A 13,713-nucleotide genomic window follows, 5' to 3' on the forward strand; every position below is an offset into this window, starting at 1 on the left:
AATAGACATAAATTTTATAGTTGTGTTGTTATTTTAAAAAATAAATAGCAACACAGAGTTATCTTATTTTCCCATATCCAAAACCAAACAAAATAATCACAAATAGATCAATTAAATTAACATAAGCATTACAAAACAAACACCATAAGAACATAAAGCTAAAAAATAAAATAAAAACAATAATAAACAGATGATTTAACTAATTTAATGGTATTCTACTTGATAAAAATCAAATCTTTTTTGATCATCTAAAAAAGACTATCTTAGAATTTGTTATAAATAGGTAATTTACAATTATCTTATATTTCGTTTTTTTGACTAACAATGGTTTAGTTATTATTTAAATGAATTTATTGAGAATATTATCATTGTCAAAGAGGGTTATTATTCATTCCCAATGGAGTTTAAATTCGTATATTTAATTTATGTATTTATACGTAATTGAAATAACTATTTTTAAGGCATATCCTTAAATAAAGAATATTAATATTTTATTTAACACTTACCCCTTCTCTAGCTAAGAAAAATAAAATTACAGATTAAGAATTTATTTTTATATGAGGGTTAAAAAATGGAAAATAAAAAAATTATTCGCTCGGAGATAAAAAGAGAAAAAGAGAGTACAAACCAAGATATAAATAAATTAAAGAAATTATTTTCAATAAACAACTATCACTATAGAGATATTAATAACGAAGAAAATCAACATAGCCTTATTTATCGTTGGCCATTACTCAACACATTTAATTCAATAACTAAATGAGAAAAACTATGCCACTAATCGTATTAAAAGGGCTCAGAGGTGGAGTAGGAACCACCTCAATAACCGTTGCACTGGCTCGCCAATTTCATCACCATAAATACAATGTCATTGTTATCGATAACTGTGTGAATAATATCTTACATTTCTATTTTCCAGAAAAATCACAAGTCACCACATTAGGACAAGCACTACTCGCGCATACCCCAATAGAACAAGCGATTTGTGATTATCAAAACGGTTATCAAATTTTACCTTTTGGAGTCGTTAATTCAGAAGATAAATTGCATTTGCAAGCATCTGCCACTGCCAACCAACATCTGCAGCATTTTTTTACCGCTTTTACTCAACAATACCCAGACACTTTAATTTTCCTCGATTTACAACCAGAGCACGATACCCTTTTTAAATCATGGGTTGCGAAAGCCAATATCGTATTAACCGTTACCACACCTGAAAGTAACTGTCATATTCGGCTTAACCAACATACCTTTGCTGCCAATGAGTATATTCTGGTGAATCAATTTTGTGCCACTAGCCAAATCCATCAAGATTTTTATCAATTTTGGCAAAACAGTCAGTTTCCTTTCTGCCCAATAAAACTTCATCGCGATGAAGCATTATTAGAAGCCTGTGCTTCACGCTTACCTTTATATGATTACCGCGCTAATTGCATGTTAGTTGAAGAAATTAATCAACTTCTACAATGGTGTTTGCCTTTATTGTTAAGCAAAAAAGGATAGCCACAATGTCAACCATCGATTATCCAGAGAAAAAAGCGTCCCGCTCGATAAGGCAACAGGCTACTATGCAGTCGCATATCTTAACCCGTTATTACAAATTTTATCGTCATAATGGGGCTTCATTCAGTGCGGCTATCGTGAATGAGCTTTTCTGGGTATTAATGTGGCTCTTTTTGCGTATGGAATCCCCTTTTTGGCAGAAAATAGCACAAAAACAACAACAACTATTTCCTCATATTAATCCGCGTCGCCCTAAATTATGCGATCCGATCCGATACTTATTACAAAGTATTTGGCTTATTTGCCATTACTTGATGCTCACCTTGGTGAAAAAACCGATTCAATTTATTGTCTATATTAGACAGTATTATCAAAATCTCTTTGCTCGCTTATCTCCTGTTGCGCGAGATATGATCCATCATAAGAAAACAAACACGCCACTATGGCAATACGCTCTATTATCGCTCGTTGCTGTTTTTGCCATTTTTATTATCTTATTAAGTATTACTCAACCTTTTGATTTAAAACTACAATTTGTTTTTGTTCTCGTGATTTGGCTGATAGCCTTAGCTATCCGCGATATCCCTGGCCGACTGTCTTCTATTACCATTATTATTTTATCGCTGACTATTGCTTGCCGATATATTTGGTGGCGCTATCAATACACACTCTACTGGGTGGATAATCTGAGCCTTTTCTTTGGGATCTTACTATTACTGGCTGAAACCTATGCATGGATTGTGTTATTTCTTAGTTTTATGCAATGTATTTGGCCACTCCATCGACAACCTATTTCAATGCCTCAAGATACAACACAATGGCCTACTGTCGATATTTTTATTCCCACATATAACGAAGCGCTACAAGTTGTAAAACCAACACTTTATGCCTGTTTAAACATTGATTGGCCTAAAGATAAATTAACTATCTATTTATTAGATGATGGCTCTCGCCCTGAGTTTGCGGCTTTTGCTAAAGAAATTGGTATTCGGTATATCACTCGTGAAAAACATGATTTTGCCAAAGCCGGTAATATCAACCATGCATTGAGCAAAGCCTGCGGAGAATATGTGGCTATTTTTGACTGTGACCATATTCCGACACGCTCATTCTTACAATTTACTATGGGCTGGTTTCTAAAAGATGAAAAAATGGCATTGGTACAAACACCACACCACTTTTTCTCTCCTGATCCCTTTGAACGTAATTTAGGCAATTTCCGCGAAACACCGAATGAAGGCACGCTTTTTTATGGATTAGTGCAAGATGGTAATGATACTTGGAATGCAGCTTTTTTCTGCGGCTCCTGTGCTGTATTACGTCGTTGTGCTTTAGATGAAATTGGCGGGCTGGCAGTTGAAACTGTGACCGAAGACGCACATACCTCATTACGCTTACATCGTCATGGTTGGACTTCTGCTTATATTCGTATCCCTCTTGCCGCAGGATTAGCAACAGGATCACTTTCAGCACATATTGGCCAACGCATACGTTGGGCAAAAGGAATGATACAAATATTTCGTTTAGATAACCCGCTCTTTGGCAAAGGGCTGACACTGCCACAGCGCTTTTGTTACCTCAATGCCATGTTGCACTTTTTATCAGGCATACCAAGGATGATCTTCTTATTAGCACCACTAACGTTCCTTATCTTTCATGCCTATATTATTTACGCTCCCGCCATCGCTATCGCTTTGTATGTCGTGCCTTATTTATTACACATTTGGTTAGCCGCGACCAAATTACAAGGTCCTTATCGCCACTCATTTTGGGGAGAGATTTATGAAACGATTTTAGCTTGGTACACCACTCGCCCCGTATTAAGCACCCTATTCTCACCTTATAAAGGTAAATTTAATGTCACAGAGAAAGGGGCAATTATGAAGAAAAGTTTTGTCGATTGGCAAATTAATCGCCCCTATATTCTGTTTCTTAATCTTAATTTGTTAGGAATTCTATTTGCTTTCTGGCGTATCGCAACAGGCGATCCCGATGAAAGGTTAGCCGTACTCATGTGCTTAGTTTGGGTATGCTATAACTTAGTATTACTAGGTGTTGCCATTGCTGTTTCTGTAGAAGCAAAGCAAGAGCGCCAGTTTCCACGGGTACGTCTAAGAGTACCCGCAATGCTATTACTCCAAGACGGTTCGCTTTATTCTTGTCAGCTCAATGACTTCTCTGATAATGGCTGTGCCATTGTATTACCAGATAATTTTACAGTTCCCTTATCTTGTCACCAAGAGATCACCGTTATTCTCAAACAAAATCAACGTGAATATGCTTTTGAAGCACGTATTTTACGGATTGATAATCGCATTATTGGCTTACAACTGCTTAATATGGATACACAAAAATCCATTGATTTTACCGCCTGTACTTTTGAACGAGCCGACACTTGGGCTAATTGGCAACACGCTCTCCCTGCCGATAATCCACTGAATAGTTTAAGAAATATCATTTATATCAGTATGCGGGGCTATAACACCTTACTTAAACGTGCCCCGTATCTTGTTTACCTCTTATTTCGTTTATTAGGGCAGTGTTTATTGTGGCTATTATCGCTACTTCCACGACGTGTCAATGTTTCACAAATATTTCATTAATCTTAACGGTAAAACTCAGCTTTTTGGGAATTTATTAATGAACAATAAGATCTATGGGTAATAATAATGAAAAAATATTTTCTACTATTCGCCTTACTTATGCTTTCCGGTTTAGCTTATAGTGATGACGAAAAAGAAGTGCCAGCGGTTATAACGGAACAACCTTTCATAACGGTTGAAGAAGAGAAAATCACTTTAACATCACCGGATCAGATAATCCCATCTCGCCAAGAAACACGACTATTTGCAACAACAGCACCTACTTATGGAGCTCTAAAATTACAAGGCGCTAGCCCTGATGGTTATCTAGAATTTGGTGTTCGTAGTGATGAATATGTTTCACAGGCAATATTAGATCTAGAGTTTACCCCCTCGCCTTCATTACTGCCTATAGAATCACATCTTAATATCTATTTAAATGATGAGATCATGGGCGTGATCCCCCTGAAAAAAGAAGAACTCGGCCATAAAAACCACATTACATTACCGCTCGATCCACGGTTTATTCAAGATTTTAATCATTTAAAATTTACTTTTATCGGCCATTACCGAGAAATTTGTGAAAACCAAGCCAATACCACCTTATGGCTTGATATCAGCAAAAATAGCCAACTGCATCTCACCTATCAATCATTGAAATTGAGTAACGAATTAGCCAATTTCCCCGAGCCTTTCTTTGATAGTCGCGATTTTGGTACTTTTACCTTACCTATGGTGTTTAGCCAATCCCCTAATCTTACCCAACAAAAAGCGGCGGGAATACTCGCTTCTTGGTTTGGTACACAAGTCGATTGGCGCCAGCAACACTACCCTGTGTATTACAATCAGTTGCCCAATCAACACAGCATTGTATTTGCCACTAATAAACAACGCCCCAACTTTCTTAATACACATGCCAATGTCAATGCTCCCACCATTGAATTAGTCTCACACCCAACGGATCCTTATGTAAAACTGCTGTTAGTAATGGGTCGTGATGACAATGACTTAATTACCGCCGTCAATGGTATTGCCCGGGGACAAGTTATTTTTAGAGGGGATACCGTCACCATTAATGATGTCAATCTATTGGCACCACGTGAACCTTATGATGCACCTAAGTGGGTACAATTAAATAAACCAATCTACTTTAATACCTTGCAAGATTATCAAGGTCAGTTGCAATCTCGTGGACTAGAGCCTGCTCCCATCACACTCAATATGACCTTACCTCCTGATTTATTTATGTTTAATAATACAGGACTACAGATGCAATTGCGTTATCGTTATACCGCTCCGGCATTTCAAGATGATTCTCGTATGTCGATTTCAGTCAATGATCACTTTATCAAAGCCTACCCTTTAGAGAGAGATAAAAAAGAGAACTTTATTGTGGCTTATCTACCGTTAATTCAAGGTTGGATCGAAAACAAAAATCTCCTCAATATCCCCGCGGTAAAATTAGGTGAACGTAATCAGATCCGTTTCTCTTTTGACTATACAAATCCGATCCCCGGAGGCTCCGTTGATCAATGTATTACTTATCACCCAGTCCCTAACACGGTAGCATTAGATGAATTATCAAGCTTTAATTTTACTGGTAACTATCGCCACTATATTGCTCTACCTGATTTGCGTGTTTATAGTCATGCTGGGTTCCCATTTAGCCGTTATGCCGATTTGTCAGAAACCCTTATTTATGTCAACCAATCCCCTTCACCTGAGCAATTAACAACGTTATTGATATCATTAGGTAATATTGGTGCACAAACTGGCTATCCCGCGTTAAATGTCTCTTTAACTGCATCATTAGAGGAATTATCAAAACAAGAAGCTGATTTATTATTAATCGGGACAATTCCCCCAGCACTCAATAATGATAAACAGATGAATGTCTTGATTGATAAAGCACGTAGCGAAATTACACTGCCATCACGTGAAATCACCATTTTTAGTCATACCAATTATCAAGATCTAGATAAGCGCCCAGATAGCAGAACATCTTTAACATCAACCGGATCACTCGGCACTATTATTGGTTTTCAATCTCCGTTCTTTTCACAGCGTAGTGTCGTGGCGCTATTAGCCGATAGTCCCCAAGGTTATCGATTATTAAATGAAGCGATAAGTGATAGTGGTAAACGTGATGCAATGCATGGCTCTGTGGTATTAGTCAGAGAGTCTGGTGTCCATAGTTTACGTGTTGGTGATACCTATTTCGTCGGTTATTTACCTTGGTGGGAAGAGGTTTGGTATGTTTTTGCTTCGCATCCTATTTGGCTAGGGTTAGCTGCCATTGTCGGTATTGTGCTTATTTCTCTTCTTATTTGGCAAGCAATGAAAATAAGAAGCCAACGTCGTCTTGCGGATAAGGAGTAAGTTATGATGTGGCGCATTTGTTATCAATATCGCCAATATCTCCTTGCTCTTAGTTTGCTGGCAGGCATTTTGCCTGTCACGCAAGCCGCAGATGATCCGACTGAAACTTTTTTATATGAGCAAGTTAGACTAGGCAACTCGAAAAGTAACGATGTTTTAGTTTCTCAATCACTGTATCGTTTATCACTTATAAAACCGAACGATCCTAGTGTGTTGTTAATGTGTATCCAATTTGCTGTAAAACAAAAAGAAACAGCAAAAGCACAACAACTGGTTGAGCAATTACGTATGCATGGCGAAAATACTGAACAATATCAACGTGCGATTAGGCTACTATCATTAACCCATGAAGATAACCGCCAAATCCTACAAAAAGCCTACCTTTATCAGACTGCGGGGCGTTATGATGAAGCCTTGCAATTATATGATGATATTTACCAAGGCACGCCCCCCGATGAAGGGTTAGCCCTTGAGTATCTCAATGTATTAATTGCTTCAAGCCATGCCAACAAAATGGCACGTATTAAGCAGATTTATCACACTTATCCCAATAACCAACAGATAGCTAATATCTATCAGCAATATCATCTTACCCCAGCATTATCTACCGCATCGGCGGGCTCTGTCTCCTATAACACACTATCTATTCGCGCATTAAAACAGCAATTACGCCAGCAGCCTGATAATGCAGACATAATAGGAACATTAGGCGTGCGCTATTCGCGCGCAAATCAACGGGCACCCGCGATTTATTATCTTTCTCAAGCACTCACATTGTCCCCCAAACACGATGATAGTGATTTGTGGCGTACGCTGTTGCAATCAAATCAATATTGGCATTTACTTGCCAAGGCTGATGAAGCGTTATTAAATCAAGAGTACTCTGCCGCTAAGCACTATTTTACCCAAGTACGTCAACTCAGCCCCTATAAAAGTGAAGCTTATATTGGTTTAGGGGATATCGAGTTGGCGCAACATCAATTAGAACAAGCTGAACGTTATTATCAACAAGCGCTACAATATCAGCCTAATGATGCGGCGACTTTGCATAGTCTGACCAAGCTCTATCGTCAACAATCTCATCAAAAAGCCGCCCAATTTATGGCTAACTTGACATCACAGCAATACAAAAATTTAGCCCAAGACTATGGGTATATCATTTCAGGTATACAACAAGACTTAGCTGCTGATGATGAACAGCAACAACACTATCTCAGTGCGATTGAGAAACGTAAGGCTATCGCTAAAGCGTATCCCGATGAAGTCTGGAATATTTATCGTCTGGCGGATGATTTACTTATCACTCAACAACCCCAACTTGCTGAGGATTACTTTAATCAACTTAATCAACGACGACCTAATGATCCCTCTCGACGATATGCCTATGCGTTATATCTCAATAAAACAGGGCGAGCACAACAAGCACTTAACACCTTAAAGACGATCCCTTTATCGCAGCGCAGTGAAAGTATGAACGCCTTAGATAGCCAATTACGTTTTGGTCAAATTATGGCGCATGCACAATCACTAAGAGAACATAACCAACAACAGCAAGCTGTCGAATATCTTTTCACCCATATTCCTCCTGAGCAAAAAATAGAAAGCTATCTGTTATTAGCGCAATGGGCCGAAGAAGATGACCAACTCAATCAAGCATTAAATTATTATCATACAGTATTAAATTTAGCGCCTAATAATGAAACAGCACTATTAGGTGCAACAGAGATATCTTTAGCGCAACATCAAATAGATCAAGCTCGTTATTACTTAGCTCAGATAGAACAATTATCTCCTGAAAAATTTAACCACTATTCACTAAGACGTTTAGCAAACGCTGAAAAAACGACGGGAAATATTGATAAAGCCAAACACTATTTTATCTATTTAGCTCGCCAAGTTGACAAGGAGCCAGATAGTGCTGATGGATTAATTTTACGTGATATTGGTCGTTTTTATCGTGATAGCCAACAAGTTCAATCCGCTCATCACTATTATCAACAAGCGATGCTAAAAGAGGGTATCACGCATACACTGCCAAAAAACAATATTGAATACACCACACTTATGCGTAACAACCCAAATGATAATTGGCTATCACGTAGTGTACGTGATGATGCAAGTACCCTTTATCGTCAACAAGAGTGGCGTTTTACCCTAGAGCATGATTATTGGGGATCAAATGGCAGTGAGGGATACTCTAAATTACGCGCTCATACCACCATGTTACAACTGGATCATCCTATTTATCATGGACGTTTCTTTTGGCGTACTGATTTTGTGCACTTAAATAGTGGCACATTAGGTACAGCGCCATACGATGCTAAATTTGGTAGTTGTTATCGCACAGGTTGTTTCCCTCTAAAGCAAAAAGCCTTTGGTGTTAGTCCTGCTATCGGTTGGGAAAATGAGCAATGGCAATGGGATTTAGGTACCACGCCACTCGGTTTTAATGTAACTGATTGGGTAGGTAAAATTGCTTATAACGATAGTTTTTATCATCTCGGTTGGAGTGTAGATCTTCACCGTCGCCCGGTAAATAGCTCATTACTTGCCTTTGCAGGCCAACGTGATAGTTGGACCAATCAAGTTTGGGGAGGAGTAAGAAAAACGGGGCTTCGTTTAAGTGGCAGTTATGATCTGGGAGGCAAGGATGGGTATTGGGGAGAAATATCGTTTGATAGATTAACAGGAAAAAATGTTAAAAATAACAGCAGTGTAAAAGCCATGGGTGGTTATTACTATAAGTTAATCAATGAAAATGATCGCCGCATTTCTGTTGGCTTAAATAGCATGCTTTGGCATTACAATAAAGATCTTAGTGGCTACACCTTGGGGCAAGGGGGTTATTATAGCCCACAACAATATCTCTCATTCTCACTGCCCGTTAATTACCGTCAACGTACTGAAAATTGGTCATGGGAAGTATCTGGCTCTCTCTCTTGGTCTTATTCAAAAACCTATGATAGCAGACGTTATCCATTACAAAATCTCGTTTCAAGCGATAAATTTAATTCTGATCCCATAAAAGAAATATTTAAGCATGAGAGAAATATCATTGATAAGGGGGATTCGGGTCATGGTTTTGGTTATACAGCAAGAGCATTAATTGAACATCGAATAACACCACATTGGTTTATAGGTGCCGCTATCGATATTCAGCAAGCGAAAAACTATACGCCAAGCCATGCACTAATGTATTTACGCTATTCATTTGATGGATGGAATGGTGATTTAGATCTTCCGCCTAACCCGCTTATTCCTTACGCAGATTTTAAATAATCCCGTAACAAGATTAAACAACAAACAGACAGCTAATGCGGTCCGTTTGTTGTTTTTTATCGCGTGTGATTAAAATAGTGATGATTATTGTGGTTTGCGAATTAACCCAATAATTAGCCACCCAACAATCATAGCTGACACAAATAATACACCTTGGGTAAAACCACCCCCCGCTAATACCAAACCGGGTCCAGGGCAAATACCCGCAAGCCCCCATCCTAAACCAAATAAGATACTGCCGAAGACGAGAGGTTTATCAATCACTGTTTTAGTTGGAATGGCCAGAGGACAGGCTAATAAACTTTGTTGACGATGACGTGCAATTTGGTAACTAATAGCACTGACGATAAGCCCCGCCCCCATAATAAATAACAATGACGGATCCCAATCCCCACGAATATCTAAAAATGCCAAGATCTTTTGTGGGTTGCTCATACCACCGATGATCAATCCAGCACTAAATAATAGGCCACTAATAAAAGCAATTAATTTGGTCATTATCTTAGCCTCCGATGACATGGCGTTGAATATACACAGTCACAAATGCCGTCACCATAAAGACAAGAACTGCAACAATAGAACGACGCGATAATCGTGCTAATCCGCAAATTCCATGCCCACTGGTACAGCCATTCCCCAGACGTGTACCTGCTCCCACCAGTACACCGGCAATGATCAACTGCCAAGGTGAAACGTCGATAATAGGTGTTAACGGTTTATCAAATAGATAAAATAGTGTCGGTGTAATCAACATACCGAGTAAAAATGCCCATCGCCACCCATTACCTTGTTGGTTAGTGGTTAATACTCCTCCTAAAATCCCACTAATACCTGCAATACGACCATTAAACAGTAATAAAATAGCCGCTGCTAAACCTATTAATAGCCCACCCAATGCCGAGCTCCAAGGCGTAAAGTGAACCCAATCTATATTCATAAGTTAACCTGCTATAGGACAATATAGCTGATAAAGTGTATTTAATAGCACCAATACTTTTTCATCAGCAATAGAATAAAAAATACGTTTTCCATCACGACGAGTATTCACAAGCCCTTCATTTCTTAACACAGTAAGTTGTTGAGAAAGCGTAGGCTGGCGGATCCCTAAACTTTCTTCCAATTCACTGACACTTTTTTCGCCCTGACTTAATTGGCACAATAAGAGTAGTCGATCACCATTGCCTAGCGTTTTCAGCATACTAGAGGCTTCATTAGCCGCTAATTTCATGGCTTCCAATAAATCAGGTTGAACTCGTTGTGTCATGGTAAACTCCATAATCAATATACTTTTTAATAATATGTTAATTTATATATTGTGCAAGTTTTCTTTTATTGCGTGTTTTAATAAGGCGCTATATGCTCTCTAATATGAAAACAGTAAGAGTCCCTATCGCCTTAGTGCAAAGTGTTATGCGTACACTGCGTGAAAAACTGCAACAGGCCAATAAATATCTTAATACAGATTACCCAGAACCCACTCTACAATATAACCAGAGAGGAACTATTGCAGGCAGTGCCTATTATGCAAATTGGGAGATCCGTCTTAATCCTACATTATTGATTGAAAATAAACAGAATTTTATTGAAGAAGTTATTCCTCATGAATTAGCACATCTGCTAGTTAGTCGCCATTTTGGTCGTGTGGCACCTCATGGCAAGGAGTGGAAATGGATGATGGAAACTGTGTTACAGGTGAGTGCGAAACGGACCCATCATTTTGATATCAGCAATGTAACAGCAAAAACGTTTAGCTATGCTTGTCGCTGCCAAGAAATACACCAGTTAACTCTTCGCCGACACAATAAAGTACAACGAGGAGAAACCCAGTATCGTTGTCGTCATTGTCAGGCGATTTTACAATTAATTAAAGAGTAAAAAAAAGTAAGCTAGCAAACAAAAAATAAAGCCGATAACTTGTTAGTTTATCGGCTTTATTCGGTATAAATAGGGGAGAATTGATATATTAAGCAAACACACTCATGGTATGAGATGCTATTTCAAAGTAGATAATAAGCCCAGTACCATCAATAAATGTTGCAATAAAAGGTGCAGACACCACCGCAGGATCAACACCAATACGCTTTAATACCATTGGAATAATAGAAGATACAATAGCACTCCAAACCGTAATTGAAATTAGCGTTAATCCCACCACTATCATCACTTCCATGCCAACCCCTAAGGTCCAAGCACGAATAAATCCTGCTATTCCCATGGTTAAAGCCACCATTATCGAGGTCGTGATCTCTTTTCTTAATACTGACCATACATTACGCAAGCTCACCTCACCTAATGCCATGGCACGTACTAATGTTGAGGTAATTTGTGTACCGCTATTGCCACCAGTACCAATTAATAATGGAATAAAGAAAGCTAAAGAGATAGCAGCTTCAAGTCTGTCTTCAAAAGCATGTAACACCGTACTGGTATAAGCTTCAGCAATAAACAGCATTAATAGCCAGACAACACGTTTACGCCACAAAGTAACCGGACTTGTCTCTAAATAAGGTTGTTCTAATGGCGACGTTGCCCCCTGCATTTGTGCATCTAGCGTATTTTCATCTTCAATTAAATCAGCAATATCTTGAGGCCGTAATACACCAACTAACTTACCAAAATGCATCACAGGTACACTGTCTAAACCACTTTGGCTAATTAACTGATAAACATCATGTCGGCTTTGCTCCGGTGAAACTGAGAAAAATGTTTGGCGCATAATATCCGAAACAAAAAGCCCATTATCAGCAAGTAGTAATGATTTAACCGGCAAAATACCGTTAAGATAATTATCTTTATCTACGACATACAGATAAGTTGGAATTAATTCATCTTTTAAATCATTAACCAGCTGTGCTTTTACATGTTCAACCGAATCTGCGACAGAAACAGAAATATAATTCTGGCTCATATAAGCACTAACGGTAGCATCATCTTTTAAACGATGATGTTGCTCTTGTATTGAATGATTATTGGGTGTGTTTAAGGATGTGCCTGCCATTAATGCAGCATCCATTTTATGTTGAGGAGTAAATTTCATTTTTTTGGTTCCCTATGACTGTTTGTGTTTAGCAAATCAGTTCTCAATAGGGGCGAAACCAGATGCGAGAATGCAAAAGCTATCTACACGTCTCGGTTTTAGCACTATACAACGTATCCGATGAATACTGGAAGTTACATGGAGATATACCTTCGGTCGATATATCTTGTCCTAATCTTGGGCGTCTCTCGACGTCGTCAGATCAGTAACCTGTGTTTGTATAGGAGCCTCGCCTAACGAGATACTGCACTTTTCTTGCGAATGCGGCGCGCATTATAACCACTCACATTATAATGAAAAGTCTCATCGTAGTTTTGTTTAAGTTCTATTGATAAATCTTAAATCGCTTATTTTTTACATCATTAATTAAATACTCACCTCAAATAGAGATGAATAAAATAGTTTTAAATAAATTGGTTATTAATTGATTATTTTAATGCTAATTTTTGTACTTTTATTTCTTCAGCTTGTGAGAAGATCTCATTGACTGTTTTACCATCTAACGATTGACACATTTTTCGCGTGATCATATCAGCATTTTTATTGCGCCCAGCAATGACTAAATCATTAAAATTAATATCATTTAGCATGGCTAATTCTATTGCTTCATCAAAGCGTTGCTGCTCTTCAAGCGGTAATGAATTGCGCATTTCTACAATCGATATTCGTAATGACTCAACATTAGAGCCATCTAGGGTTTGATTTTTTTCGCAACCAGAAAGTATGACAGTAAATAAACAAATAAATAACAATTTTCTCATATATCCCCCCTTTCCCTATCATAAATTAAATAATAGCAGAATGTGTATCAGTAAACTGCTAATTAAGTAAAATAAATATTTAATTCATTATAGCTTTACGTGTTATATATTATATTGAATAAATAAACTCTCTTTTTAAAAATAATAACAAAAAACCCCGCTAATAAATTAG

At 38.0% G+C, this 13,713-nt stretch carries 11 protein-coding genes and 1 riboswitch; of the genes, 6 read left to right on the forward strand and 5 right to left on the reverse strand.

From position 1 onward, the window contains the following. Positions 1 to 571 precede the first annotated feature (571 nt). From bcsR to bcsC, 5 genes are all read left to right on the forward strand, one after another. Positions 572 to 763 carry a BcsR/BcsP family cellulose biosynthesis protein gene (bcsR, locus tag AACU95_RS10675; protein ID WP_012368241.1) on the forward strand — a complete coding sequence of 64 codons (192 nt, stop codon included), beginning with the start codon at positions 572 to 574 and terminating at the stop codon, positions 761 to 763. A gap of 8 nt (positions 764 to 771) precedes the next feature. Continuing rightward, positions 772 to 1,503: a cellulose synthase operon protein YhjQ/BcsQ gene (locus AACU95_RS10680; protein WP_087741113.1), complete on the forward strand. Its 732-nt coding sequence runs from the start codon at positions 772 to 774 to the stop codon at positions 1,501 to 1,503. Between the two features lie 5 nt (positions 1,504 to 1,508). After that, the gene (gene bcsA, locus AACU95_RS10685) at positions 1,509 to 4,106 is read left to right on the forward strand and encodes a UDP-forming cellulose synthase catalytic subunit (protein WP_049220940.1); all 2,598 of its coding nucleotides are present in this window, start codon (positions 1,509 to 1,511) and stop codon (positions 4,104 to 4,106) included. Positions 4,107 to 4,172: 66 nt separating this feature from the next. After that, positions 4,173 to 6,464 (forward strand): cellulose biosynthesis cyclic di-GMP-binding regulatory protein BcsB, encoded by a 2,292-nt coding sequence (gene bcsB / locus AACU95_RS10690; protein ID WP_036895475.1) that lies wholly within the window; start codon positions 4,173 to 4,175, stop codon positions 6,462 to 6,464. A 3-nt stretch (positions 6,465 to 6,467) separates the two neighbouring features. Then, positions 6,468 to 9,743, forward strand: coding sequence for a cellulose synthase complex outer membrane protein BcsC (bcsC, locus tag AACU95_RS10695; RefSeq protein ID WP_087741112.1), 3,276 nt, complete (start codon positions 6,468 to 6,470; stop codon positions 9,741 to 9,743). 84 nt (positions 9,744 to 9,827) lie between these two features. On the opposite strand, the gene AACU95_RS10700 is transcribed toward bcsC, so the two are convergent. The 3 genes from AACU95_RS10700 to AACU95_RS10710 are packed head-to-tail and all read right to left on the reverse strand — an operon-like array spanning position 9,828 to position 11,007. After that, positions 9,828 to 10,241: a DUF6691 family protein gene (locus AACU95_RS10700; protein WP_004248580.1), complete on the reverse strand. Its 414-nt coding sequence runs from the start codon at positions 10,239 to 10,241 to the stop codon at positions 9,828 to 9,830. Positions 10,242 to 10,245: 4 nt separating this feature from the next. Further along, the gene (locus AACU95_RS10705; protein ID WP_004244158.1) at positions 10,246 to 10,680 is read right to left on the reverse strand and encodes a YeeE/YedE family protein; all 435 of its coding nucleotides are present in this window, start codon (positions 10,678 to 10,680) and stop codon (positions 10,246 to 10,248) included. Positions 10,681 to 10,683: 3 nt separating this feature from the next. Beyond that, positions 10,684 to 11,007, reverse strand: coding sequence for an ArsR/SmtB family transcription factor (locus AACU95_RS10710; protein WP_004248583.1), 324 nt, complete (start codon positions 11,005 to 11,007; stop codon positions 10,684 to 10,686). A 104-nt stretch (positions 11,008 to 11,111) separates the two neighbouring features. Between AACU95_RS10710 and AACU95_RS10715 the strand changes: the two genes are divergently transcribed. Beyond that, positions 11,112 to 11,618, forward strand: coding sequence for a SprT family zinc-dependent metalloprotease (locus AACU95_RS10715; protein ID WP_012368246.1), 507 nt, complete (start codon positions 11,112 to 11,114; stop codon positions 11,616 to 11,618). A gap of 88 nt (positions 11,619 to 11,706) precedes the next feature. Here AACU95_RS10715 and AACU95_RS10720 read toward each other — a convergent pair whose 3' ends face one another. Beyond that, positions 11,707 to 12,780: a magnesium transporter gene (locus AACU95_RS10720; RefSeq protein WP_049217444.1), complete on the reverse strand. Its 1,074-nt coding sequence runs from the start codon at positions 12,778 to 12,780 to the stop codon at positions 11,707 to 11,709. A 76-nt stretch (positions 12,781 to 12,856) separates the two neighbouring features. Next, a riboswitch (M-box (ykoK) riboswitch) is annotated at positions 12,857 to 13,028 on the reverse strand. Positions 13,029 to 13,208: 180 nt separating this feature from the next. Next, positions 13,209 to 13,541 carry a DUF6694 family lipoprotein gene (locus tag AACU95_RS10725; protein WP_004244170.1) on the reverse strand — a complete coding sequence of 111 codons (333 nt, stop codon included), beginning with the start codon at positions 13,539 to 13,541 and terminating at the stop codon, positions 13,209 to 13,211. Between the last annotated feature and the right edge of the window lie 172 nt (positions 13,542 to 13,713).

Source organism: Proteus sp. G4415 (assembly GCF_963896075.1).
Taxonomy (GTDB): Bacteria; Pseudomonadota; Gammaproteobacteria; order Enterobacterales; family Enterobacteriaceae; genus Proteus; species Proteus mirabilis.

Bases quoted from the DNA above. Each gene is read 5' to 3' on its own strand.
- bcsR (WP_012368241.1), top strand. From the start codon at position 572: ATGGAAAATAAAAAAATTATTCGCTCGGAGATAAAAAGAGAAAAAGAG.
- AACU95_RS10680 (WP_087741113.1), top strand. From the start codon at position 772: ATGCCACTAATCGTATTAAAAGGGCTCAGAGGTGGAGTAGGAACCACC.
- bcsA (WP_049220940.1), top strand. From the start codon at position 1,509: ATGTCAACCATCGATTATCCAGAGAAAAAAGCGTCCCGCTCGATAAGG.
- bcsB (WP_036895475.1), top strand. From the start codon at position 4,173: ATGAAAAAATATTTTCTACTATTCGCCTTACTTATGCTTTCCGGTTTA.
- bcsC (WP_087741112.1), top strand. From the start codon at position 6,468: ATGATGTGGCGCATTTGTTATCAATATCGCCAATATCTCCTTGCTCTT.
- AACU95_RS10700 (WP_004248580.1), bottom strand. From the start codon at position 10,241: ATGACCAAATTAATTGCTTTTATTAGTGGCCTATTATTTAGTGCTGGA.
- AACU95_RS10705 (WP_004244158.1), bottom strand. From the start codon at position 10,680: ATGAATATAGATTGGGTTCACTTTACGCCTTGGAGCTCGGCATTGGGT.
- AACU95_RS10710 (WP_004248583.1), bottom strand. From the start codon at position 11,007: ATGACACAACGAGTTCAACCTGATTTATTGGAAGCCATGAAATTAGCG.
- AACU95_RS10715 (WP_012368246.1), top strand. From the start codon at position 11,112: ATGAAAACAGTAAGAGTCCCTATCGCCTTAGTGCAAAGTGTTATGCGT.
- AACU95_RS10720 (WP_049217444.1), bottom strand. From the start codon at position 12,780: ATGAAATTTACTCCTCAACATAAAATGGATGCTGCATTAATGGCAGGC.
- AACU95_RS10725 (WP_004244170.1), bottom strand. From the start codon at position 13,541: ATGAGAAAATTGTTATTTATTTGTTTATTTACTGTCATACTTTCTGGT.